We start from the raw sequence: 22,173 nt of genomic DNA, 5'->3' as shown, positions 1-22,173 counted from the left end.
CTACCCCACAAACTCATTCGTGAAATACGCCGCGACATCCGGCCCCTCCTTCAGCACCTTGCCGTCGCCATCGAGCAATATCCCGGAGGCGAACAGATAACCGCCCATCGCCTCCATCTTGGCCTTGTCCATCGTGCCGATGGCGCCGTCTGCGCTTTTCAGGAAATGCCCGTCGTTCAGCGTCTTCAGCGAGGCGTGCACCAGCGCCGGGTTGGTCAGCGTGTCCTTGTTCGCAGCGAGCAGCAGCTCGCCTGCCTGCTGCGCATGATCGACGGCGAATGCGTAGCCGCGTCGCGTCGCCTGGACGAAGGCCACGGCCGCCTGTCGGTTGGCGGCGAGAAAGGCGTTGCTGGAGACGATCAACGTGGTGTGCTCGTCCGGCACGCCGTAATCGGCGTAGCGGAAGCTGCGCTGCTTGAGACCTTTCAGCTCGGCCTCGACGCCTTCCCAGGTCGAGACCTCAAGCGTGAAATCGACTGCGCCGTTGGCCAATGCCTCGTAAGCCGAGGTACCCAGCGTCACAGTGGAAAACGCACCCTTGCCGCCGTCATGGCGGATGATGGTCGAGATCAGCGCGTTCTCCCAAACGCTGCCGAAGCCGCCATAGGTCAGGCCGTCGAGATTTTTCGGGCTCACAATCGCGGTTCGGTCGGCGTTGAAGACGACGCGGCCGGTCTCCGACTGGACGACGGCGTAGACGGCCTTCAGGTCGGCGCCCGCGCTCTTTTGCGTGAACAGGCCGAGCGAGCCGGAAATGCCGAAATCGGCGACCTGGCTGGCCACCAGCGTGCCCGAGCCGGTGTCGCCATAAGGCAGGATTTCGACCTCGATGCCCGCATCGCGGTAAAAGCCCTTGTCGCGGGCGACGAACAGGCCGACGTGATTTGTGTTGACGGTCCAGTCGAGCGCGACGGTGATTTTTTGCGCGGCGGCCCGGGCACGTGCAGCGGTCCCGGCAAATGGCAGGCTGGCGGCCAGAAGCATCGCCTGGCGGCGGGTGAAATCGGTCATCGGTTTTCTCCATCGGATGGTCGGGAAATCGGTTCGGCGGCGCCGAGCAAAATGTCGAGGATGCCGGCTTCGATCGCGGCGGCCTCGCGGGCAAGCGCCGTGCTCTCGGTGCGCGGGCGCGGCAGCGGCACAGCCACCTCGCGCACCACGCGCGCGGGCCGCGCCGACAGCACATAGATGCGGTCGGACAGAAGCACCGCCTCGCGCACGTCATGGGTGATGAGCAGCGCCGTCCAGCGATGGTTTCGCCACATTGTCTCCAGCCAGCGCTGCATGGCCGCGCGGGTGAGCGCGTCGAGCGCGCCGAACGGCTCGTCGAGGAGCAGCATGTCGCGCTGCTGCACGACGGTGCGCAGCAATGCCGCCCGCTGGCGCATGCCGCCGGACAGCTCGGCCGGCCAGGCGCGCTCGAAGCCGGCAAGGCCGAACTCGGCGAACAACGGCGCCACGCGCTCGCGCGCCGCGCGGCGCTTCATGCCCTGCACCTCGAGCCCCAGCGTCGCGTTGTCGATGACGCGCCGCCACGGCATCAACGCATCGCGCTGCGGCATGAAGGCGAAGCGGGCACCATCGAGCGGCGCGCCGTCGAAGCGCATCTCGCCCTCGCCCCGGATCGCACCGGTGAGCAACTGGAACAGTGTCGACTTGCCCGCGCCGGAGGGGCCGAGGATCGAGACGAACTCGCCCTCTTCGACATACAGCGAAATGCCCGCCAGAACCTCGAGCGCGCCGAAGTTTTTTCGCATGTTGCGGAGCTCGAGCCGCGTCATGGCCGGCCCTCTCGGGAAGGCTTGTCCCCATAGCGCCCCGCCCTTTCGCTCTTTGCATTTTCCCATGGCATGGCGAGACGCTGGGCGAGCACGGCGAGGCCGAACAGCGTGAGCGTGAGCGCCGAGCTGACCGCGACGGCTGCGAGCACCAGGTCGGGGCGGAAATTGTTCTTGGCGCTGAGCATATAGATGCCGAGCCCTTTCGCCGCGCCCGCATATTCGGCGAAGATGGCGCCGACCACCGCATAGGTGATGGAGATGCGCAGTCCGGCAAAGAAATAGGGCAGCGCCGACGGCAACCGAGCGAGCCAGAAGATGCGCCGGCGCCCTGCTCCCATGGCGGCGAGCATCTGGCTGATTTCCAGGGCCGTGGCGGCATAGCCCTCGACCAATGCCACCATCATCGGAAAGAAGGTGACCAGCGCCACGAGCAGGATCTTCGGCAACAGCCCGAAGCCGAACCAAAGCACCACCAGCGGCGCGATCGCCACCAGCGGCAAGGTCTGGCTGGCGATCAGGAGCGGGAACAGCGCGCGGCGCAGGGGGGCAAAGAAGTCGACCACCGCCGAGAGGACGAAGGCGGCAACGAGCGAGCAGGCAAAGCCCGCCAGCGTGGCGCGAATGGTGGGAAGCGTGTTGTCGGCCAGTGCCGCCCGGTTCTCCCAGGCCTGCGCCAGCACGCGCGAGGGTGCAGGGAGCACGGTGGGGGCGATGCCGCCGAGGCGTGCGCAGAGCTCCCAAGCGACGAGAAGGAGAGCGAAAGCCAGCGCGGCGGGGAAGATCCTGGCGACGGTCGTGGTGAAGGCTGATCTCCCCCCTTGAGGGGGAGATGCCCGGCAGGCCAGAGGGGGGCGCGAAGGAACGCCAGCTTTCGAAACTTGTGCGAAAGCAATTGGCGAACGCCGCGCGCGCAACCAGTTGAGAGGTCGGCGGGACAGCACCCCCCTCTGCCCTGCCGGGCATCTCCCCCGCAAGGGGGGAGATTGGCCGTCACCTCGGCTTTCGCCAATCGTCGAAGGTTCCCCTCTCTCCTGCGAGATGGGACTGGGAGCATCTCCCCGACGCGATGGGTCAAGCCAAACAGCCACGACATCTACCTCGATAGATCGAGCTTGCGCTCAAGCCGCGGTCGGGCTGTTCGCCGAAATGGTGATGTCGAGCGTCACGTGACCGGCGCCGGGCCCGAAGCGGCAGAAGGCTTCGTTCAGAGTGGCGAAGACCGCGCCGGCGTCGCCGCGCAGCTTGGTGCAAAAATGCTTGGAGCGTTCGAAGACGCCCGACTGTTTCAGGAAGTCGATACAGCCATAGATCTCGTCCATGTGGTCGCCGGTGCCCATCACATAGAGCGAGAATTGCGCCGCCACCGGCTGATTGGTCGAAAGCGTGGCCTCGACGGCGCGCAACGCGGCGCGCTTGCGTTCGTCGAGCGGGATCGCCGGGCCGCCGATCTCCTCGGAGCGGCAGATCGGGTCATCCGGCTCGCCGGGGCAGCCGCGCGAGACGGCGGCCGACAGCACACAGTGCCTGCCGCTTTTGGCGGCCGCCACGAACAGGTCGCGCATGGCTGGGAACAGCACCTCGGGCGGCCCGACCAGCAGCGTTGAGATGTCGTCTGTCTCGATCCTCAGCCTGTCGCGGTAAGGATCGAGCGCGCCAAGCGCGCCAAGGATCACGCCGACGAAATCGTCGGCCATGGGATAAAGGGAAATCTGTGCTCCGGAAAACATGGCCCGCCTCGCTCCGCTGGTATTATCCAGATCAGCTTTAGGGTCCGGAGGCTTGCCGCCACCATCTCAGCCCCGACCGTACGGAGCACCCCTGTGGATGGCCGGGTTAAAGCACTGTTTGCGGTGCTGGGAAAGCTATTTTTTGCGGTGTCAGTTGGGCCAGGCGCCCATCTCCCTATGGGAGATGCCGGTGGTTATAAGATTTTTGCGGATTTCTTATAACTGCTTTATCTAACTATTTTGTCGTTCAAATTGTACGAATCCCGCTTGATTGCTTTTCGTACATAAAGTACGATATTTCCCTTCCATTGAGGGAATTTGCTTGAACACCGCGAACCATGCCGCTTTTGCCGACCTCTCCCACCCGTTGTTGTCGCCTTTGCCGCTCGCCGAGCGCGAACGCCTTGCCGGCGCCTGGCGCATGGCCAGCCAGGACATCGCCGACGACATCCGCTTTATCCGGCAATATCTGAAAGTGATCGCCGAAAAGAACGAGCGGCTTTCGACCGGCGCGCTGGTGCACGGCCGCGTCTATGTCAAGGCGTGTGCGGCCTGGCTGCCGGAGACGGCGGCGCGGTATTTGCGCAACCTCAGGCTGATCAGCGAATGCGAAAGCGCGATGATCGCCGCGGGGGTGAGGTTCGCCCGCTCGAGCGATGCATGGTGAGGCGCGTTCTCACCTCTTCCATCGTAGAAGGGAAGGAATCCGAGTCGCCCGAAAAGCGAACAATCATGCCGCTGCAACCCTTGGCTCAGCGGGTCGAAAAATGCATCGTTTCACACAATCGCCAATTGGTGGACGCGGGCGAGCGGCCGGGCGTTAATTCTACGCAGGCGAAGGAGGGTAAAGCCGTATACCAGGGAGGAATTCGTTTTGATGGACCAGCAAATCGACATCGGCATACAGCCTGACGATCAGCCCTACGAAGTCACTTCATTCGCCCGCAAGCATGGCCTGACGGTCCCGGTTGCCGATGCGGTCCTTTTCGCCAAGGGTCCGGCGCCGTCACGCGCAGCTTGCGACATGGCAGCGCTTGCCTTTCTCTGCGCGGTCGCGCGATACGCCGGAAAGCAAGGGAGGCAATAACCTTTCCTACCAGCTGAACTGCAGCCCCGCATTGCTGCCCACGTGACTGCCGGCGAAGGCGACGCCGAGCGTGCCGGTCAGCCGGCCGCCATGGTCGAAGCCTTCGCTCAGCACCGCGGTCCCGGTGATGCCCAAGCATTGGCTTGGCCGGCTTGGCCCAGTTGCCCTACAACATATCCGTCGACCGACATGGTCATGATCAAGACGACTTTTCGCATGGTCGGCATAGCCTTCGGGCACAGTCCTCACACGGAGCGTCGCACCGTCACATGATCCGGTGGAAAGGGGTGCAGGCCTTGGCTGGCGGTCAGCCCTTGGTCTTCTTGGAGGGGGACTTTGCCTTGGCAGGGCCCTTGGCGGGCTTCTCCGCCTTGGCCGCTTTCGGCTTGTCGGCCTTGGCGGCAGCGGCCTTTTTCGGGCTCTTGGCTTTCGGCTTGCCGGCCGCATCGATCTCGGCGGCCGCCTGGTCCCAATGCTCCATGTGGGCGCCTTCGGGCCGGCCAGCCTGCTCCCAGATCTCGTGCGCGCGCTGGCGAATGCGTTCGTGCTTATCGTCCGTCACTGTCGCCTCCTGATGTTGGGACGGTTCCCCGGCGCGAACATTAGCCGAATTTTCGCGTGACGTCTTCGCTATCACGAATAAGCGACCGACCTGGACGGCAATTTCGCTCAGTGTCCGTCGGTGACGACCGCGATGCCCAGATGCGCTGCCTTTTTTGTAATCAATCCGGCTAAATCCGCGTCAGAGCGGTCGGTCCCCGTGCGCTGGCGCAGCAGGGTGATTGCCTCGTGCATCGACAGCAGGCCAGTCCTATGCTCGGCCAAAAGCTTGTCGACTTGGCGTGCCATGTCAGGTGATTCGACGTGTGGATGATGCATGGCAACGACTCCTTCCGCGCTTCGTTGCCTCCCAAACCACTGCCTATCTTAGGCCTTATGCCCGGATGCGAAAAGAGCCCGATCCTTGCCCAGTGCTTCGGAGGACCGGGCTCTTCCAAGGCTGGATCTACTCGATCACCTGAACAACGCGGCGCGTGCCGGGATCGATCAGCACCGTATGGTCGTTGACGACCGCATAGCGGTACTGGACGTCCGGAACCTGCTGCAACTCGACGGTGTCAGGCACGGTCGAGCCGACGCCAAGCTCAAGGCCGAGCACATTGACCGAGGCGATCGGATGCTTGTGAACATATTCCTTGACCACGGTCTGCTGCTCGGGGGTGATGATCACCTCGTCCGCGGCCGCGATGCCGATGCCGGCCATCAGAGCCAGGCCGGCGACAGCTGGAATGAGGGTGGTTTTCATCGTTTCTCTCCTGTTGCGTTGGTGAGCTCCGCCCTGCCTCCGCAGGGGCGGAAACACGAGCAGATCGAACATGGGAGCTCCCGGGGCAAACGCCGCCGGCAGGGTGTTGTTCCGTCAGCGGCGACTAATTGATTTGGCGGAACCTTCGCATCGGCTCCGCATTGGAAGGCATTGAAACTGCCCAAGTCTTTGAAATCCAAAGGATGCCGCAGTCATGCAGGAAGGCTCCATCAGAAGCGACATCGAACTTCGGCCCCCCGTGGCCATCGCGGTGGGTGCCGGCTTCAAGCGCGAGATCGCCTCTCTTACCGCGATGCAGAACTTTCTCAAGGAATGGCCGCAGGCCATGCGGGGCGGCAGCTACGCCAACGCATTCCGCGCCTGCGAGGCGGCGCGGAGCGGCGAGATCGATGTCGACAAGGCGCGGCAGGCGTTCCTGGCCTTCGCGCGGAAGGCCGGGATCGAATGGACAGGCGCCGATCCCGTCGCGGTGTTGCGCGAAGCGAAGATCAGGCGAATCCGGGCGCGCGAAAGCCGGGCACCAAACCGGCACATGCCTGGCTAGGCCCAGCCTCGACGCGTTCGGACTCACGCCATGCGATCGGCGTTGTCCTGCAAGCTTTGGGATTTGGCCGGCTGATCCTGGGAGCAAGCCGGGCGCCTCCCGGCGTCCATTTTGCCTGCAGACCGCCGCCTTCCGGCTGACGGTCGGCTGAATCGATCCGGGATCTCGACTGGTGGCCGCTGTCAGTTCGGCGCCGATTCGCCCAGCCCCTCGGCAACGAAGGACGCGGCGATCAGATCGTCGGCCTCAATGCGTAGGGAGCCCTCGCCGCCCCCCATGATCGCCGCGACCTTCTGGAAAGCCTTCATCTCATGTTCGGTGATCCGGGCGTCTTGCATCCTGGCTTTGAGATGGGCAACACGCATCCCGAGCGAACGGGATGTTCCGATTTCTCGTTTCGACATGTTGGTCAAACTCCTCCTCGCCCCGCCCGTACTTGTTCGCCACCGCCCGTATCACGTTGCCACTGGTTTGTGGTGTCTATGAGACAACGTGAACCAGAGCCGCTAACTCAAGCGCTGAGGGAAGGTTCCGTTAGCACATGGTAACAAAATAATAATCGGTTAACGGCCCGTCGCCGTAATCGGGCGTCGGGCCATCCGATTTGGTGCGCTATCGATCAATCGAGGACCTTGACGATCTTGCGGGTACCGGGGTCGACGATCACCGTCCGGTTATCGACGACGACGTAACGGTATTTCACGTTCGGCACTTCGTGTAATTCGACCGTATCGGGAAGCGTGCTGCCGACGTTCAGCTCGACGCCCGGAATCTTGACCGAGGCCAACGGCTGTTTATGCACGTATTCCTTGATCACGGTTTCCTGCTCCGGCGCGATCACGACATCCTGCGCGGCAGCAGCGCCAATGCCAGCAAGAAGCAGGAAGCCAGCGGCGGCGGAGGTGAGGTGCATTTTCATTGGTCGTCTCTCCTATGTGGATCTGAATCGAATCGCCTGAATGCTGCGCCTGCGATTTTCCACAGCGGGTCGGCATTGCCGTAACGCCGTTCGCCTACCCTTGTTCCTGCAAAACTGGACCGGCGCCTGCAAAAACAACTGCCGCCGTGTTCCGCGACCATCGCCTCCGACCGTGGCACCAATTTCGGAACAATGCGTTTCGGGCTGGGTTACCCATCCGAAGGGACCGACTTTCCGAGGAGAAATCCAATGAAACATCTGCTGATCACAAGCATGATCGCGCTCGGCGTCGGTTGCGGCGCCGCGATGGCGCAGACCGAGTCCGCGCAGCCGAGCGGCGGCGACAATAATTGCACGGCCGGCACGGCCAATTGCCAAAAGGGCGGCAAGACGGGCGGCCAGGCCCAGGGTGAGATGAAGTCGCAAACCCAGCAGAACGCCCAGGGCAAGGCCGGCGCAAACACCGAAGAGCAGGCTCAAGGCAAGACCAAGATGAAGACCGACGAGCAGGCTCAGGGTCAGTCAGGCGCCAATACTGAGCAGAACGCCCAGGACAATACACAGCTGAAGAAGAAGAAGCAGGCGCAGGGCAAGACTGGCACCAGCACCGAGCAGAACGCCCAGGGCACCACCAAGATGCAGACTGAGCAGAACGCCCAGGGCAAGACCGGTACGACCACCCAGCAGAACGCCCAGGGCAACACCAACGTCGAGACCGACCAGAACAAGACGGCGTCGATCAATAACGTGACGGTGGAACAGAAGACGCAGATCACGCAGGTCATTCATGAGAGCCATGTCGAACCGGTTCGCGACGTCAGCTTCGACATCTCCGTCGGCGTCGAGGTGCCGCGCCATAAGGTGCGTCTGCACCGTCTGCCGGCCCGGATCGTCAAGATCGTTCCGGCTTATGAAGACTATGAGTATTTCGTCTTGGCCGATGGGCGCATCGTCATCGTCGACCCGGACACCTACAAGATCGTAGTGATCCTGAGCTGATCCAGTCAGCATAGTGGACAAAGGCCCGCCCAGGTGGCGGGCCTTCCTTTGCGAAGAGGCGTCAAAACAGCAGGCGGTTGCCCGCATGCACTGTGGTCCATCAGGCATGACTAGAATGTCGTCGGCCGTGGAACGATCCGGCGCAATTCCCAGTTGTCACAACGGAAGTCCTGCGTCCGTCGTCCCTGTCAGGATCGGACGAAAGGGCAATGGGGCCGCCGGCAAATCGTTCAAGCTTGCGGTCCACCCGGAAAAGGTGCATGGGTCAAAATGGGTAGAGATATGGGCGAGATCGTCGTTGACCGAACGGGGTCGCGGCGCTCGAATGGGCAGATGTATTTTCCGCAGTTTCTTGTGGGAATGGTGGTTACGCTTCTGATGGTCCTCGGTTGGATGTTTGCATCCACGGGATCTGTCTGGGCGGCATTGGGCTGGACAGTGCTTGCCGCCGTCATCCTGCAGGTGGGCTATTTCGCAGCGGTGCTGTGGCTCGTCCAGCGCGAAGGCGCGACCGACGAGGCCAAGTCGAGCGATGGCGCTGCTTCGCCCGCCAAATTGCCCGGCCCGTTCGAGCGGGACGGCATCATCCAGGCGCTGCTGTCGCGCCTGTTTCCAAGGTTACCCTGAGCCACAGGCAGACAAGCGCGTCGAATAGCCTGGCGCGGAAGGCCAAGCGGCGCAAAAGCCGCTCGGCTATGAGGGACGGATCCTCAGCGGGTGGCGGCAGCCGTCGTTGAGCGCACCGTCTCTGGGGACGAGAAGACGACGAGGCCGAAGACCAGCACCGCGGCGGCCACGATCAGCGAGCCGATCGCCACGACCGGCTCGATCTCCGGGTGGCCTCCCGCCAGCATCCAGTAGAGCGCTGGCAGCATGATCACGATGCCGACCGTATAGAGGCCGTAATGGATCATGGCGATGCGGCGCTCGGCCTTGGCCGGGTTGAGCGCATAGTAGCCGCCGAAGATGGCGCTGGTGACCCAGCCAAGAAGGTTGATGTGAGCATGCGCCGGAAAGGCACCGTGATCGCCCGAAATCGCCATCTGCAGTCCGGCGGCGACGCCCAGGATGAGAAAGACGATGGCCGTCTTGAAGAAGAGTTCCGATACCCGTGGCATTTGTTGTCCTCCCAATGCCTTTGCAGATCCGACTCTGTGAAGTCTACATCGTGCAAGCCATATTAGCCATGACGCACCTAGTAGCTCTGCACAGGGATTATGACGGTTGCCGTTTGTCTTGGTGTGAGATTTTCCGTTCATGTCCGTGAAAGTCAGCGCAAACGCTGGGGATTGGCTGAAGCCGCCCCAACCCTCGTCATTCTATGGCGGAGCAAGGAGCGAAGCGACGCGGCGCAGACCATAGAATCCATTCCGTGACTTGGAAGCCCTGCCACGGTGCAGAATTCTGCTCCGTTGCACGTCCTGGCGAAGGTAACGGCATGGATTCCAGGGTCTTCGCGCGTCGCTTCGCTCCTTGCTCCGCCCTGGAATGACGATCGCGCTGGGCCAATCTCCAACCCATGCCACCTGCCAATGCAAACGGAGCCGACCGGTCAAAATCCCTGTGCAGTGCCACTAGGTCGGCGTCGCTGCCGTGAGGTTTGGCGGCGGTTTTGAAAAAAATGGCTCGCCTCCTTCGAAGCGAGCCGAAAAGGGAGCCGGGCTTGAGGTCGGCTCCATCCAGGTTGCCACCTGAATTCCAAGCAGAGCTAACGTAATAGAGCCCGGAATTTATCCCACCGCAACGGGGCAAAGGTTTTTCCGACACGCGGCCGCCAGCCTTCGCCGATCGGCCATCTGACACAAGACGCCGCCGGCCAGCACATCGCCCCGGTCAGCCGGCGGGCGAAAGCATGCGCTTCAGCGTCCCGTCCCTCAGCCAGAACTGATGGTAGAGCGCCGCCACGACGTGGACGGCGATCAGCACGATGAATGCCGGCTTGGCAAGCGAATGAATGTCACCCCAAGGATCGCCCAGATAGAACGCAAGAAGCCCGATTGCCGGCGTCGCCAGCAACAGCACATAGAACAGGCCGTGCGATACATGCGCGGCGACCCGCATCCATCTCGATCCATGACCGGCGGGGGCCGGCGCGCCGGATGCCAGCCTGAGGAGCAGTCGAACAAGCACAAGCGCAAGAACGGACAGGCCGACCCAGTAATGAGCTGAGCCCAGTGCCTGGTCGGTGGCCGATACCGGCTGGCCGTCTTCGGCGGCGTCCACGACGACCGTCATGCTCTCACCGAAGAAGAGCTGAAATAAAACCAGCGCTGCAATCAGCCAATGCAGCGCGATCTGAAAAATTGAATATCCATGTCTGGTTTCCATCGCGTCCGTTCCCCTGAATACAAGGCGTCCCACGCCTTCACGTTGTTGAATAGTCGTGAGGACGATGGCCGAATTTGGCTCGAAAGCTCCCGCAATTGTGGCCGCAACGTTACATTTTCGTATGGCGGGCATTCGCGCCGGCCTTGGCGGTTCGAGACCGGGACCGGCGCCTTGCAAGCGCGCAGCATTTGGGCAATGCTTGGAATCGGGGGAGTGGTTTCCGTAATTTCGGAAGCGCGATTACATGTTCATCGACTACTACGAACTTCTGGAAATAAGCCCGAACGCCAATTCCGAGACCATCGAGCGGATCTTCCGCTACTTTGCCATGCGCTATCACCCGGACAATCGGGAAACCGGCAATGAATCGCGCTTCAGCGAGATCGTTGAAGCCCACAATACGCTCCGCGACGCGGTCAAACGGGCTCAATACGACATCCTTTACCGCGAGCATCTCGGCCTTCGTCACGAGCTCACGGAAGGAGCGCGCGACGGCGGTGGCATGGAGCGGGATTCCGTCATCCAGGCCAATCTGCTGTCGCTTCTCTATGTGAGGCGCCGGCGGGACGTCAACAATCCGGGCATCGGCGACGACGAACTCGAGCGCCTGTCCGGTTGCCCTCGCGAGCATCTGGAGTTCCACCTGTGGTACCTCAAGGCGAAGGGCTTCATCGGCAGGACCGAGAACGGCACGTTCGCGATCACCGTGGAAGGCATAGATCACGCCGCGGTCAATCAGAGAGATCGCCCTGATGCCACCCGCCTGCTCAATCACGCCGAATGAGCCGGTCTGCGTTGCCCTGATCGTCAAAGGCCCGCCTGCTGGCCTGAACCAGCGGCGGGCACGATGAAGGAACAGCTACATGCCATGCGCCATGGAGGACAAGAACAGCGTCAGTGACTAGTTCCCCGACGCCGGGATTTTGAAAGGTTGCCGTTTGTCTGGTGCAGGATTTTCCGTTCATTTCCGTGAAATCAGCGCAAACGCCGGGGATTGGTTGAAGCCGCCCCAACGTCGTTATTCTATGGCGGAGCAAGGAGCGAAGCGACGCGCGCAGACCATAGAATCCATGCCGTGACTTGGAAGCGCCGCCTCGGTGCGGAATTCTGCTCCGTTGCATTCCTTGGCGAAGGTAACGGCATGGATTCCAGGGTCTTCGCGACGGAGCTTCGCTCCTGCTCCGCCCTGGAATGACGATCGCGATGGGCGTTTCGGCCAATCTCCAACGCATGCCCACCTGCCACGCAAACAGAGCCGACCGGTCAAAATCCCTGTGCAGTGCTACTGGGCGTTGTGCGCCATCGAATACAAGGCGACTGAGCTCCGGCGCACTGCCGAAATTGGCTCGGCGCGCCGCGCCCGTCGCCCTGCCACCAAAGAAAACCGCCGGGCGAGGCCCGGCGGCTTTCGCTCGCCCTCCGGTCGGTTCTTCCGGCCTTATGGGGTTGTGGTTGTCGCCGTGGCCGCGGCTTGCGCGTCGATCTTGCCCGCCAAAGTATCCTTGGCCCAGGCGGTGACGTCGGCGTCGACCGGCTTGTTGGCCATGTCGGCAAGGGCCGCGTCCAAGGACTCATTGGTGGGAGCCGGTGCATTGTCAGCCGCTGCCTGAGCATCGGTGATCGCCTGGGCGTCAGTGGTGCTGATCGTATCGTTCAGCGCGGTGATCTGATTTTCGAGGTCGGTGATGGTATCCGGCGGAGTGTTCGAATCCGCCTGCGCCGTGGCCAGCTCTGTCTCGAGTGTCGCCAGGGTGGCCTGGTCGGCGGCCAGCTTGTCGTTTGCCGCCTCAAGCGCGGCCTGTGCATTCTGCGCCGCCGCGGCCTGCGTCACATAGGCCTGAATGCCGGCGAACTTCTTGCTCTTGGAATTCATATAGGCGTTGATGTTGCGCTGCAGCGAGTTCAGCCGGCCGAGCTTGGCGTGAAGGTTTTTCTCTTTCGGCGTCGCGGCAGTCGTGGTGTCGTCGGTCGAGCTGTCGTCCGACGTGCTGTCGGTGCCCTTGTTGTGGCCGCTCGCCGAAGCTGACTTGCCATGCGAGGCGCCACTGTCGCCTTTGCCGTTGCCACCGGCATTGCCGTTTCCGTTACCGCCGCCGTTTCCGTTGCCGCCGCCATGGCTGCCGCCATTGCCGTGGCCGCCGCCGTTACCGCCGGCAAGCGCGGGGGCGGCCGCGAGCGCGAGAATAGCAAGGGATGTCAGAAGTGTCGTTCGCAATGTCATTGTGCTTCTCCGCAGATAAATCGTCACTATCGCCCAACCGCTAGGCAGCCTCTTATGAGAATTTCCTAATGACGTCGGATAAACTTTAAGCAATTGCGGTCGCGAAATGAGAGCATAGCTGCCATCGCCCGGCAATTCTCGCGAAAACTCTCCTTAACACATTGAAATTTAACGGAAATACAAAGGGCCGAACCTTCGTGGGCCGTTTGGAACAAAGAAGGCCCTTGTCTCGCCAGACCATGGTCCCAAGAGGCAATTGCCGCCGCGAAAACCCCTGCAATCGGATCACCTGCGCCTTTGGAACCCTGCCGAAAGGTCGGGGTTAAACAAGCGAAGGGACGTTGCCTAAAAGGACAGTCACCATGAAACGAATTCTTCTCGTTGCCGCTTTTGTTGCTTTGTCCTGTGGTCTGGCTACGGCCCAATCGGGAACGTCGTCGGGCACGTCGTCGACTTCGTCATCCACAACAACGACGATGCCCAGCAGCCAGAGCACAGACACGACCACGACTAACTCGACCAACTCGAATTCAGCGAAGGACTGCGCGCCTGGGCAGCAGACCGGCAGTGCCAAGCAGGCGGCCCCTGGCCAACAGGACACGAGCGCCAAATCCAACGCTCCCGGCCAGATGAAAACCACAACGGAAGGCTGCTAGCCACCAGGCATAAGCGGGCCCGGCTTTTTGCCGGCCATCAAGCGGAAGGATTTGGATCTTCCGTGCCATCAGTCTCGATCGGCGTGTCGGTTGCCGTCTCCGGCTCCTGACCTTCGCCTGAACCGGTCGGGGAAAGCACGGTCAGGTCCATCCGGGCGATCCGGGACGCGGATTTTCCTTGGGCATTCGGCTCGCCGATGTCCGTCTCGAAAACCGAGGCTTTCGCGAGGTGGCCGACGCTTTCGGCGCGCTTGCCCGGGAAAGTTTCCGACGCCTGGGGTCTGCTCGCTTGATGCACGGCGCCTGGGCCGTGCTGGCTTCCAACAAGAGAGGTCATGGCTGCGCTCCTGATATTGGATGACAGCAATCCCTAGCATTCCTGGCTGGCGCCAGCCTTGCAGCTTTTTAGAGAATCCTAAGATACATCCGTTCGTCCCTTAGCCGCCGACCAGGGGCACGGTCACCGAGGTGGTGTAGCTGATCGGGTAATTGCTGAAATAGGGAAAGCTGATGACAAAGGCATAGCTGGCGTTGACGTGTGCCATGCGGAACCCGCCGCTCGCCGGATCGGTGTTGATGGTGACGTTCACATTCCGCAGGCCAAGTGCCTGAAGCTTCTGTGTGGCGACGGCCTGGATGTCGGCCTGCGTCAGCGTGTTGTTGAGCTGCAGGGAGCGCGCCGAGGCTTCGAGCGCGTAGCGCACGCTGGATACGCTGTTCATCGACCAGCCGAAGGCGAAAATGCCGAACAGGAGCATGATGAGAAAAGGCGCGACCAGCGCGAATTCGAGACCGGCGCCGCCCGCCTCATTGGCCGCAAATGCCGAAAGCCGGAGTCTTCGTTTAGCGCACACGGACCACCTGCACATGGCCGATCGCGGTGTTGTCTGGGTATGGACCAAAGGTGAAGGGCGGGATCCAGGTGCCGGATGCCTGAATCTGGACGTAGACGGACGGCGCCTTCGGTCCACTGCATAAGGTCGACGCATCGACCACGGTGGTCCCGCACTTGTAGATGCGACTAATCGTAACCTGCGCGTCGGAAGGCTTGTTCTCCCAGCTCGCCAGCGCGACAGTCTGGGTCGCGCTGTCGTCAGCGGAGCCAGCCATCACGAGGTTGGCCGCCGTCTTCACGCCGGCGCGCATCGACAGCGAACCGTTGACATAGGACCAACCGTCCATGATTCCGAGCAACGCCGCACATAGGACGGGCAAGACAAACGCGAGTTCCACCGCGGCGATGCCCGATTCATCGCGAATGGCCGGCATCAATCGACGGGCAGCGGATTTCACTCGACCACCGCGACCGACTGAGCGGCCGGGATGTCTTTCATCCCGAGGCTCGAGCAGTCCTGGTTGATGGTCGAGTTGCCCGACCACTGGATGGTATCGGCAACGACCTGTGTGCAGCCATTCACGCCCGAGAAATTGCCGAGATAGTTGACCTGTTGCCTGGGAAAATAGATTGCGCCGGTCAAAAGCGAGGTCGCGGTGCCGTTGAAAGTGCTTTGCGCCGCCGTGCCGGTCCTGTCGCCGTAGAACAGCACGCCCGAATAGGTGCCCGTGGTCGGGGCGGCCAGCGTCACGGTGGCGTTGCCGTTCATGCTGACAGTGTTGCTGCCGGCCATGAAGATCGTAACGTCGCTGCCTTGGATGACGGCGCCCGCGTTGATCTTCATGTCGCCCTGGACGACGTATACACCGGGGGAAAGCGTGATATTGCCGTTGAGGCTCATGCCGCTGCAGTAGGTCCCGGGCTGGATCGTTTGCGTCGTCTTGTTGCCGTTGATCTTCTGGCATGGGCTCGTGGTCGCGGGAGCCGGCAAGCTGGCGAACGGGTCGGCCGCCGGCAACGCCTGGGTGATCGGGGCCTTGCAGACCATAGTTGGCGGATTGTTCAGCACCATGCCGCCGGCGCTGATCAGACAGTCGGTCTGGACAGCCGCCGAGCCCTGGATCTTGATTGCGTCGGAGGCGTTCGAATTCGCCATGTCAACGCAGCCGATTTTCTTCGCGTCGGTGCTGCCGGAGAAGAGCAACGCCTGCGAAGCCGTGAGACTGAGAGCTATGTCGCAAGCTTTCGAAGCGTCGGTGATAAGTGCCACCGCCCTCGCCCGCTCCGGCACCTTTGTCTGGGTGAAGATGGACGTGAAGATCCGGTCGAGATCCTGGTTGAGGATGACCTCGACCGCCTTCTTGGCCGTGTTCGGTCCCGACGCTGGCGGGGTGTTGACGACGATGGTGCCCGCACCAAGGCCATTCGAGGCGGCCGATGACGCGGCGGCGGCGGTGATGGCATCCGTATTGGATCCGGCGATCTTTTCCAACGCGCCGGCATAGGCGGCCGCGTCGGCGATCGCCTGCAGCTTCAGGCTCGAATAGTACCAATAGGAGGTCTCGACGCCGAGCCCGGCGCCGCCGACGACGACCGGCAGGGTGAGCGCGAAAATGGTGGCGACATTGCCGCCCTTGCCTTCGCAAAAGCGTCGAAAAAAAAGTCGAGAAAAAAACTGTCTGAAGAAACGACCCGAAAAGGCCATGGCCAAGCGCGCCCAAGCTATCCCAGTCGTCAGGTCATCATTGCCATATGAACGAATGCCTAATTATTTCGTTCGATTTTTGCCGGTGGGACCCTAGCGCTCCGCTGCCCCCACCTTGCGCCGCGCGCACTAAGACTTAAGGCCTAGATAACCTCGGACTTAAGGCATAAGTGCCGGTAAAACCGTGCATTTTAGCTCTTTCTGCATTTTATCTATTTTGGAAATCGCCCGTAGAGACGGCGCGCATATCACATCTCGCAGATCTGCGAGGATGGGCTCCATGTTGAGACGGTTTTTGGCATCGAGGCGCGGCAACTTTGCGATCGCGGCCGCAGTCGCCATGGTGCCGCTTATGCTTGGCGTGGCGGCATCCGTCGACCTGATAGGCACGAGCGACGACGCCGCGCGGTTGCAGAACTCGCTGGACGCGGCCGGCTTGGCGATCGGCACGAAATACCTGCCAGGCATGTCGGCAAGCGACGTGCAGCAACTCGGCCAGACCTTCTTCGCCGCCAATATGAGCGCAGCCGACGCGCAGGAGCTATCGGGCAGCCTCGCCGCCTTCCAAGCCAGCGCGAGCGGCGATCCGGGCGCCTATTTCATTTCGCTGTCGTCGAGCGTCAGCCGGCCGGCCTTCATCAGCGGCATGCCGGCCTGGCAGGCGACGCGCACCGCCTCGGTCAAGCTCAAACCCGGCGCGCAAGCCTGCGTGCTCGCGCTCGATCAGCATGCCGGCGGCGCGGTCAACCTGCAGGGCTCGACCAATGTGGCGATGGACGGCTGCGTGATCGCGGCCAATTCAGACGCGCCCGACGCCGTCAACCGCGGCGGCTCGGCGATCCTCAGCGCCGGCTGCGTCTCGACGGTCGGCGGCACGCAAGGGCTGACCCCGCCGAACGCCACGCTTTCCTGCGGCGCGCCGCATGAGAACCAGTATGCTTCGTTCGATCCGCTGGCCGACGTCGTTCCTCCCGCCTACACGCTCTGCCTGCCGGTGCCCAATGGCAAAACAGTGACGCTCTCGCCGGGCACCTATTGCGACAAGACCTTGTCGGGAAAGATAACCCTCAATCCGGGCACCTACATCATGCGCAACGTCACCATAAAGCCGGGCGGCAACGGCAGCCTGAGCGGCCAGGGCGTGACGATCTTCCTGATGGAGAATTCACAACTCTATATCAACGCCAACGAGCAGGTGAACCTGTCGCCGCCCACCAGCGGGCCCTACGCCGGGATCACCATCTACCAGGCTCGCGGCAACACCCAGGCGCTGACGCTGAACGGCGGATCTGGCTCCATGGTCAGCGGCTTTATCTACGCCCCGGACGCCGTCATCACCTATGCCGGGAATTCGGACATGAACGCTCAGGGCAGTTGCCTACGGCTGGTCGGCGATACGATCTCGATGACGGGGAACTCGGCCGTGAAATCGGATTGCACGGCCGAACTCGGAGGCCGGACAGCGTATGCGGGCCGGATGATCACCCTGGCGAAATGAGCGCCAACCTCCTCCGCCAGGAGGAGGAGATTGCGCCTAACCGACAATATCCGCGCCCGCTCGCTCGTCGAAGAGCACGGCGCAGCCGCGCTTGAGCGCGACCTGCGTCAAGGCGTTGGCCGCGTCCTCATCCGACGAGACGAAATCGCCGGTCAGGACGCGCAACTCCTCGACGGCCCTCGACATCGGCACGATACGGCCGGCCGAACGGTCGCTCACGCAGGCGTCGATGACGCACAGAAGATCGATGAGGTCGAAATTATCCATGGCGGCCTCCGCCAGCGCCATCCCTTCGCTCCGTCAACGGCCCGGGGCGCGGACTGGTTCCCGCGCCCGGCTTCATCCGCGCGGCCTGGCGGGCGCGCGCTTGAGATCGAAGCGGGCCGGCAGGCATGGCTCGAGGCAGGTTCGGCGCAGCGATCCGGTCGCAATCGTATCGACCGGAAGAAGGATCACCATACGAGCCTGGCGCTCGGGCCAGAGCGGCCTGCCAAAGACGAAGAAGACGCCGCCGACCAGGCCGGCCAGAAGCAGCGCGGCAAACAGATTGGCGATCATCTTACCGGGTTGCACGGCCGGCAACTCCAGGAGCGGTTTCAGGGAAAGGCGTGCCCGCCATATCGCAGGAATAGCGGGCACGCCGTGGTCAACCGCCGATGAAGGGACTTTGTCCGGCGGCTTGCTAGCCAATGATTTTGGTGCCGTCGTTGTTTCGTGAAAACAGGCGTCTCGGGCCTCTGCGCTCGTGCGATGGGACTTCGGTCCGAAGCTGGCCCGGGACCGTCGCCCGAGGGTCGGAATATCAGCCTCCCACGACATGCGCCAAGCATTCGGCTGAGCTCGCGGTCGCCTCAATTAATTAGCAATCGCTCATAATAAGGCTTATGAATACAGTCGCGGTCGCCGACGATCGCAACGTCAGGCGCCGCTTCACACATGGGAGGGATACCATGGCCGAAGTTGCAATGAAGGTGACGAAACTCGAATCCAAATCGCACAACAATCCCGACGAGGTCCGCGCGCCTGCCAAGACGCGTGTCGAGATCGTGCGGCTGCCGGGCTATACGCTCGGGCGGATGAACATGCAGCCGGGCTGGAAATGGTCCGAATGCGTGAAGCCGGTGGTCAAGACCGACAGCTGCCAGGTCTCGCATGTCGGCTATGCCGTGTCCGGCTCGATCACCGTACGGATGACCGACGGCACGCAAAAGACCATCGAGGCCGGCACTTCCTACACCATTCCGCCCGGCCACGACGCCTGGGTGGAAGGCAACCAGCCGTTCCAATGCATCGAGGTGCTGAGCGCCGAACAATACGCCAAGCCGGCATAGCGCAGACAGTCGCAATTTACGTTCAGAAGCGAAGGAGGGATCGCCTCGTGAGGCGATCCCTCCTCAGCCTGCGGCGACGTCTCCCGCGCAAAGGTCACGCGCACAACCGGCGTTCTATCTGTGGCTGCGCCCCCAGTTGTGGAAACCTGCACGGCCAAGCGTGGTGGCTTGACAGAGAGCTTCTTTTGTTCTCTTTATGTTCCGTTAATTCCCCTTACAAAAGACGCAGCTAATGCTGCAATGCCACACAAATGGCCATGGGAGCGTGCGATGGCCGCCACGAACACCGCCGCGGCCGCCACCATCCTGCATGCCGACCTCGACGCCTTCTACGCCTCGGTCGAGCAGCTGCTCGATCCGTCATTGCGTGGCAAGCCGATCGCCGTCGGCGGGGGCGTGGTGCTGGCGGCTTCCTATGAGGCGAAGATCTTTGGCGTGCGCGGCGGCATGCCGGGCCGCAAAGCGCGCGAGCTGTGCCCTCAGCTCATTTTCGTCGGCGGTCATTTTTCCGAATACCAGCGCCTCGGCGACGCCGCGATCGAGGTGCTCGACGATTTCACGCCGGCGGTCGAGCGCATCTCGATCGACGAGGCTTTTGCCGACGTCGCCGGCTGCACGCATCTGTTCGGATCGCCGCAAGAGATCGCGCGAAAAATCCGCGAGCGGGTGAAGACCGAGCTCGGTCTGCCGATCTCGATCGGCGTGGCGCGGACGAAGCATCTGGCCAAGATCGCCTCGCAGGTGGCCAAGCCCGAGGGGCTGGTGGTGGTCGAGCCCGGCAGCGAGCTCGCCTTCCTGCACGACCTGCCTGTCACGCTGATGTGGGGTGTCGGTCCGGCGACCAAGGCCAGGCTGGCCGAGATCGGCGTCGAGACGATCGGGCAATTGGCGCGCACCCATAGCGGCGCGCTGGAGCGGCTGATCGGCCACGCCGCCGGCCAGAAGCTTGCCGCGCTCGCCTGGAACCGCGACCCGCGAAAACTCGAGGCACACCGCCGCGCGCATTCTGCCGGCGCGCAATCGGCGCTCGGCAGGAAGCCGGCAGTGCCACGCGTCTTCGTGCCGACGCTGCTGCATCTGGCCGACCGCGTCGCTAGCCGCCTGCGCGCCAAGGACCGGCCCGGGCGCACGGTGACGGTGCGGGTTCGCTTCGCCGATCTGCGCGCAGTCAGCCGCTCGATCACGCTGGACCAGCCGATCCAGGCGACCGCGATGCTGGCGGAGATCGCCGAGGAACTGGTGCGCGGCGTGCTTGCCGCCCATCCGGGCGAGAAGGACATCTCGCTGCTCGCCATCTCCGTCTCGCATCTGGAGGAGCATGCCGAGCTGCAGCTCGAACTGCCGCTCGGGCTGGCGGACGAGAAGCTGAGGCCCGGCAGCCGCAAAGGTCTCGCGCGCTTCGGCGCCGACCGGGCAGTGGACAAGATCCGCCAGCGCTTCGGCAAGGAAGCGGTCGGCTACGGCACGGTGGCGCTGGAAGGCCCGCGCTCGGTGCCGGACGGGTTTAGGGAATTGGCCGAGAAGGAGTTGTAGAGTGGCTGGCGGTATTGGAGATTGGCGAAGCCTACGCGCCGTCCGTGCGCTACGTACCGACTGCTTCGGATAACCTCCCGTCCGTCGGCACGGGCCGATTTCCAATCTGTGAAGTTACGCGTTCCCCCACTTGCAAGAATGTCGGTGCTGGGCTCGATTGCCCAAAGCCAGGCTTAAGGACGCCGGAGAGGCAAAGGGGGCCGCGATGGAGCCGATTGCGGCTGGATCACCACCGGACGCGGATGGCGGCGCGCCCGAGCGATACGATCTCGGCCTCTGCCTTTCGGGTGGCGGCTACCGCGCCATGCTGTTTTATGTCGCCTCAACGAGGCCGGGCTGCTCCAGAAACTCGACATGGTAAGCTCGGTCTCGGGCGGCTCGATCGCCGCCGGGCTGCTGGCGGTGCTTTGGCCGCGTTTCGCCTTCGTCGACGGTGTCGCCGCCAATTTCGATATCTATCTGGACAGGATCCTGGAGTTCTCGCAAGTCTTCCTCGACGCGCCGGCGATCTTCAAAGGCCTGCTCAACCCGTTTTCGAGCGCGGCGCGCGAAGGCGCCGCCTGCTACCAGAAACATCTGTTTGCCGGCTCGAGGCCAATGTTGAAGAGCCTGCCGGAAAAGCCCTGGTTCGTGTTCTGCTCCAGCAATCTCGGCACCGGCTCGCTGTTCCGGATGTCGCGGCGCTACATCGCCGACTACCGCATCGGCGTCGCCTACCAGGCCGACCTGCCGGTGGCTCTCGCGGTTGCCGCCTCCTCGGCCTTCCCGCCTTTCCTGTCGCCGCTGCGGCTCGACCTCACGCCCTTCGCGTGGAAGAACGACAAGCTCGACCCCTCTGTCGGCCCGCCGGTGCCGCCGCGGCGCGCCGTGCTCACCGATGGCGGCGTCTACGACAATCACGGCATCGAGCCGGCGCTGAGACGCTGCCGCTGGCTTCTGGTCAGCGACGCCGGCGCGCCCTGGCAGGCTTCGAGCGCGGGCTATCGGAACTGGTTCTCGCAGTTGAAGCGCGTGCTCGACACAACCGACAACCAGGTGCGCTCGCTCAGGCGCCGGGATCTGGTGGCGCGCTTCCAGGCAGCCAAGGACGCCGACGATCGCGGCCTGGCCAACGACGCGACCCGGCCCGGCTATGCGGCGACGCGCGGCGTCTTCTGGTCGATCGCCAGCAAGCCCGACACGACCGAGCCGACCTTCGTGCAGACCGCCGCCACCGCGCCTGCCGATATCGGCACCTCGCTGCATTTCCTGGGCAGCGAGGAGACGGTCGATCTGGTGAACTGGGGCTATTGCGCCGCCGACCAGGCACTGCGCGGCTGGTACGAGCCGGCGGTGGCTGCGGGCAAGGGCGTGCCGCTGAAAGCGGGCGACGTGAAGCCCGGCCGCTGCGCGCGCGTGTCGAGGATGGTGATGAGTGGCTTCAAGGTTTGAGGGTGCTCGAACTGCCAATCTCCCTCCTTGTGGGGTAGTGGCCGGCCGGCCAGAGGGGGGCGCGAAGGAATGAGGCGTTGTTCGAGCTTGGATCGCTCGCCAAATCAAAAGGCACGGCAGCATGGATAACGGCTGATACGTCGGCGGGACAGCGCCCCCCTCTGCCCTGCCGGGCATCTCCCCCACGAGGCAGGGATGTCCGGGGAAAGTTATTCATATGCGAAGCCCAACTGGTTTGGGGAGGTCCGGGC

30 protein-coding genes and 1 riboswitch are annotated in these 22,173 nt (G+C 62.9%); of the genes, 10 read left to right on the top strand and 20 right to left on the bottom strand.

Features of this window, described 5'->3' with window-relative positions:
• From FJ419_RS29940 to FJ419_RS29925, 4 genes are all read right to left on the bottom strand, one after another.
• Positions 1 to 1,011 carry an ABC transporter substrate-binding protein gene (locus FJ419_RS29940; protein ID WP_140700748.1) on the bottom strand — a complete coding sequence of 337 codons (1,011 nt, stop codon included), beginning with the start codon at positions 1,009 to 1,011 and terminating at the stop codon, positions 1 to 3.
• Positions 1,008 to 1,781, bottom strand: a complete 774-nt coding sequence (locus FJ419_RS29935; RefSeq protein WP_140700747.1) for an ABC transporter ATP-binding protein — start codon at positions 1,779 to 1,781, stop codon at positions 1,008 to 1,010. Before FJ419_RS29935 ends, FJ419_RS29940 begins: the two co-directional genes overlap by 4 nt.
• Positions 1,778 to 2,563, bottom strand: a complete 786-nt coding sequence (locus FJ419_RS29930; protein ID WP_181170844.1) for an ABC transporter permease — start codon at positions 2,561 to 2,563, stop codon at positions 1,778 to 1,780. The genes FJ419_RS29935 and FJ419_RS29930 overlap by 4 nt, the downstream gene beginning before the upstream one ends.
• A gap of 336 nt (positions 2,564 to 2,899) precedes the next feature.
• Entirely contained in the window at positions 2,900 to 3,508 is a 609-nt protein-coding gene (locus FJ419_RS29925) for a YkoF family thiamine/hydroxymethylpyrimidine-binding protein (RefSeq protein ID WP_140541655.1), read from the bottom strand.
• Positions 3,499 to 3,611: riboswitch (TPP riboswitch) on the bottom strand. Its footprint overlaps the gene before it by 10 nt.
• Before the next feature lie 219 nt (positions 3,612 to 3,830).
• Here FJ419_RS29925 and FJ419_RS29920 point away from each other — a divergent pair.
• Together FJ419_RS29920 and FJ419_RS29915 are read left to right on the top strand one after the other, a co-directional pair.
• Positions 3,831 to 4,175: a hypothetical protein gene (locus FJ419_RS29920; protein ID WP_140700746.1), complete on the top strand. Its 345-nt coding sequence runs from the start codon at positions 3,831 to 3,833 to the stop codon at positions 4,173 to 4,175.
• A 210-nt stretch (positions 4,176 to 4,385) separates the two neighbouring features.
• On the top strand, positions 4,386 to 4,595 hold the full coding sequence (locus FJ419_RS29915) for a hypothetical protein (RefSeq protein WP_140700745.1): 210 nt from the start codon (positions 4,386 to 4,388) through the stop codon (positions 4,593 to 4,595).
• A 6-nt stretch (positions 4,596 to 4,601) separates the two neighbouring features.
• Here FJ419_RS29915 and FJ419_RS31515 read toward each other — a convergent pair whose 3' ends face one another.
• From FJ419_RS31515 to FJ419_RS29900, 4 genes are all read right to left on the bottom strand, one after another.
• Entirely contained in the window at positions 4,602 to 4,730 is a 129-nt protein-coding gene (locus tag FJ419_RS31515; protein WP_281405770.1) for a hypothetical protein, read from the bottom strand.
• 172 nt (positions 4,731 to 4,902) lie between these two features.
• The gene (locus FJ419_RS29910; RefSeq protein ID WP_140541658.1) at positions 4,903 to 5,157 is read right to left on the bottom strand and encodes a DUF2934 domain-containing protein; all 255 of its coding nucleotides are present in this window, start codon (positions 5,155 to 5,157) and stop codon (positions 4,903 to 4,905) included.
• A 107-nt stretch (positions 5,158 to 5,264) separates the two neighbouring features.
• On the bottom strand, positions 5,265 to 5,474 hold the full coding sequence (locus FJ419_RS29905) for a hypothetical protein (protein ID WP_140700744.1): 210 nt from the start codon (positions 5,472 to 5,474) through the stop codon (positions 5,265 to 5,267).
• A gap of 127 nt (positions 5,475 to 5,601) precedes the next feature.
• Positions 5,602 to 5,901 carry a DUF1236 domain-containing protein gene (locus FJ419_RS29900; protein ID WP_140631697.1) on the bottom strand — a complete coding sequence of 100 codons (300 nt, stop codon included), beginning with the start codon at positions 5,899 to 5,901 and terminating at the stop codon, positions 5,602 to 5,604.
• A gap of 214 nt (positions 5,902 to 6,115) precedes the next feature.
• Between FJ419_RS29900 and FJ419_RS29895 the strand changes: the two genes are divergently transcribed.
• Positions 6,116 to 6,466 carry a DUF982 domain-containing protein gene (locus tag FJ419_RS29895; RefSeq protein WP_140700743.1) on the top strand — a complete coding sequence of 117 codons (351 nt, stop codon included), beginning with the start codon at positions 6,116 to 6,118 and terminating at the stop codon, positions 6,464 to 6,466.
• Positions 6,467 to 6,648: 182 nt separating this feature from the next.
• Here the strand turns inward: FJ419_RS29895 and FJ419_RS29890 are convergent, their stop codons facing one another.
• Together FJ419_RS29890 and FJ419_RS29885 are read right to left on the bottom strand one after the other, a co-directional pair.
• Positions 6,649 to 6,870 carry a hypothetical protein gene (locus FJ419_RS29890; RefSeq protein WP_140700757.1) on the bottom strand — a complete coding sequence of 74 codons (222 nt, stop codon included), beginning with the start codon at positions 6,868 to 6,870 and terminating at the stop codon, positions 6,649 to 6,651.
• A gap of 215 nt (positions 6,871 to 7,085) precedes the next feature.
• Entirely contained in the window at positions 7,086 to 7,385 is a 300-nt protein-coding gene (locus FJ419_RS29885; RefSeq protein ID WP_140541660.1) for a DUF1236 domain-containing protein, read from the bottom strand.
• 249 nt (positions 7,386 to 7,634) lie between these two features.
• Between FJ419_RS29885 and FJ419_RS29880 the strand changes: the two genes are divergently transcribed.
• Positions 7,635 to 8,384 (top strand): DUF1236 domain-containing protein, encoded by a 750-nt coding sequence (locus FJ419_RS29880; protein ID WP_140700742.1) that lies wholly within the window; start codon positions 7,635 to 7,637, stop codon positions 8,382 to 8,384.
• Between the two features lie 282 nt (positions 8,385 to 8,666).
• Complete coding sequence (locus FJ419_RS29875; RefSeq protein WP_246679430.1) at positions 8,667 to 9,011, top strand: exopolysaccharide production repressor protein; 345 nt, start codon at positions 8,667 to 8,669, stop codon at positions 9,009 to 9,011.
• A gap of 83 nt (positions 9,012 to 9,094) precedes the next feature.
• Here the strand turns inward: FJ419_RS29875 and FJ419_RS29870 are convergent, their stop codons facing one another.
• Positions 9,095 to 9,502 (bottom strand): hypothetical protein, encoded by a 408-nt coding sequence (locus FJ419_RS29870; protein WP_140541662.1) that lies wholly within the window; start codon positions 9,500 to 9,502, stop codon positions 9,095 to 9,097.
• Positions 9,503 to 10,217: 715 nt separating this feature from the next.
• A complete protein-coding gene (locus tag FJ419_RS29865; RefSeq protein WP_246679429.1) occupies positions 10,218 to 10,844 on the bottom strand; it encodes a cytochrome b/b6 domain-containing protein in 627 nt (208 codons plus the stop codon).
• Between the two features lie 112 nt (positions 10,845 to 10,956).
• Between FJ419_RS29865 and FJ419_RS29860 the strand changes: the two genes are divergently transcribed.
• Complete coding sequence (locus tag FJ419_RS29860) at positions 10,957 to 11,496, top strand: DnaJ domain-containing protein (RefSeq protein WP_140700741.1); 540 nt, start codon at positions 10,957 to 10,959, stop codon at positions 11,494 to 11,496.
• Positions 11,497 to 12,150: 654 nt separating this feature from the next.
• Here FJ419_RS29860 and FJ419_RS30980 read toward each other — a convergent pair.
• From FJ419_RS30980 to FJ419_RS29825, 6 genes are all read right to left on the bottom strand, one after another.
• Positions 12,151 to 13,068 carry a hypothetical protein gene (locus FJ419_RS30980; protein WP_246679428.1) on the bottom strand — a complete coding sequence of 306 codons (918 nt, stop codon included), beginning with the start codon at positions 13,066 to 13,068 and terminating at the stop codon, positions 12,151 to 12,153.
• Between the two features lie 187 nt (positions 13,069 to 13,255).
• A complete protein-coding gene (locus FJ419_RS29845) occupies positions 13,256 to 13,507 on the bottom strand; it encodes a hypothetical protein (RefSeq protein WP_140700738.1) in 252 nt (83 codons plus the stop codon).
• Between the two features lie 119 nt (positions 13,508 to 13,626).
• Positions 13,627 to 13,956 (bottom strand): hypothetical protein, encoded by a 330-nt coding sequence (locus FJ419_RS30975; protein WP_181170841.1) that lies wholly within the window; start codon positions 13,954 to 13,956, stop codon positions 13,627 to 13,629.
• Positions 13,957 to 14,026: 70 nt separating this feature from the next.
• Complete coding sequence (locus FJ419_RS29835) at positions 14,027 to 14,443, bottom strand: TadE/TadG family type IV pilus assembly protein (protein ID WP_246679427.1); 417 nt, start codon at positions 14,441 to 14,443, stop codon at positions 14,027 to 14,029.
• Positions 14,433 to 14,882 (bottom strand): TadE/TadG family type IV pilus assembly protein, encoded by a 450-nt coding sequence (locus FJ419_RS29830; protein ID WP_246673361.1) that lies wholly within the window; start codon positions 14,880 to 14,882, stop codon positions 14,433 to 14,435. The genes FJ419_RS29835 and FJ419_RS29830 overlap by 11 nt, the downstream gene beginning before the upstream one ends.
• Positions 14,879 to 16,129, bottom strand: a complete 1,251-nt coding sequence (locus FJ419_RS29825) for a pilus assembly protein TadG-related protein (RefSeq protein ID WP_140700736.1) — start codon at positions 16,127 to 16,129, stop codon at positions 14,879 to 14,881. Before FJ419_RS29825 ends, FJ419_RS29830 begins: the two co-directional genes overlap by 4 nt.
• Positions 16,130 to 16,409: 280 nt before the next feature.
• On the opposite strand from FJ419_RS29825, the gene FJ419_RS29820 reads away from it, so the two are divergent.
• Positions 16,410 to 17,627: a TadE/TadG family type IV pilus assembly protein gene (locus FJ419_RS29820; RefSeq protein WP_140700735.1), complete on the top strand. Its 1,218-nt coding sequence runs from the start codon at positions 16,410 to 16,412 to the stop codon at positions 17,625 to 17,627.
• A 36-nt stretch (positions 17,628 to 17,663) separates the two neighbouring features.
• On the opposite strand, the gene FJ419_RS29815 is transcribed toward FJ419_RS29820, so the two are convergent.
• Both FJ419_RS29815 and FJ419_RS29810 read right to left on the bottom strand, forming a co-directional pair.
• Positions 17,664 to 17,915: a hypothetical protein gene (locus tag FJ419_RS29815; protein WP_348639810.1), complete on the bottom strand. Its 252-nt coding sequence runs from the start codon at positions 17,913 to 17,915 to the stop codon at positions 17,664 to 17,666.
• 51 nt (positions 17,916 to 17,966) lie between these two features.
• Complete coding sequence (locus tag FJ419_RS29810) at positions 17,967 to 18,200, bottom strand: polymerase (protein ID WP_140700734.1); 234 nt, start codon at positions 18,198 to 18,200, stop codon at positions 17,967 to 17,969.
• A gap of 377 nt (positions 18,201 to 18,577) precedes the next feature.
• Here FJ419_RS29810 and FJ419_RS29805 point away from each other — a divergent pair, with 377 nt between their 5' ends.
• The 3 genes from FJ419_RS29805 to FJ419_RS29795 all read left to right on the top strand — a co-directional run bounded on the left by FJ419_RS29805 (position 18,578) and on the right by FJ419_RS29795 (position 21,922).
• On the top strand, positions 18,578 to 18,958 hold the full coding sequence (locus tag FJ419_RS29805; RefSeq protein ID WP_140700733.1) for a cupin domain-containing protein: 381 nt from the start codon (positions 18,578 to 18,580) through the stop codon (positions 18,956 to 18,958).
• A gap of 270 nt (positions 18,959 to 19,228) precedes the next feature.
• Positions 19,229 to 20,491, top strand: a complete 1,263-nt coding sequence (gene dinB / locus FJ419_RS29800; RefSeq protein ID WP_140700732.1) for a DNA polymerase IV — start codon at positions 19,229 to 19,231, stop codon at positions 20,489 to 20,491.
• A 354-nt stretch (positions 20,492 to 20,845) separates the two neighbouring features.
• Positions 20,846 to 21,922 (top strand): patatin-like phospholipase family protein, encoded by a 1,077-nt coding sequence (locus FJ419_RS29795; protein WP_246679426.1) that lies wholly within the window; start codon positions 20,846 to 20,848, stop codon positions 21,920 to 21,922.
• Positions 21,923 to 22,173 lie beyond the last annotated feature (251 nt).

The organism is Mesorhizobium sp. B2-6-2, from assembly GCF_006440615.1.
Classification (GTDB): domain Bacteria; phylum Pseudomonadota; class Alphaproteobacteria; order Rhizobiales; family Rhizobiaceae; genus Mesorhizobium.
This window is presented reverse-complemented; position numbering and strand designations above follow the sequence as displayed.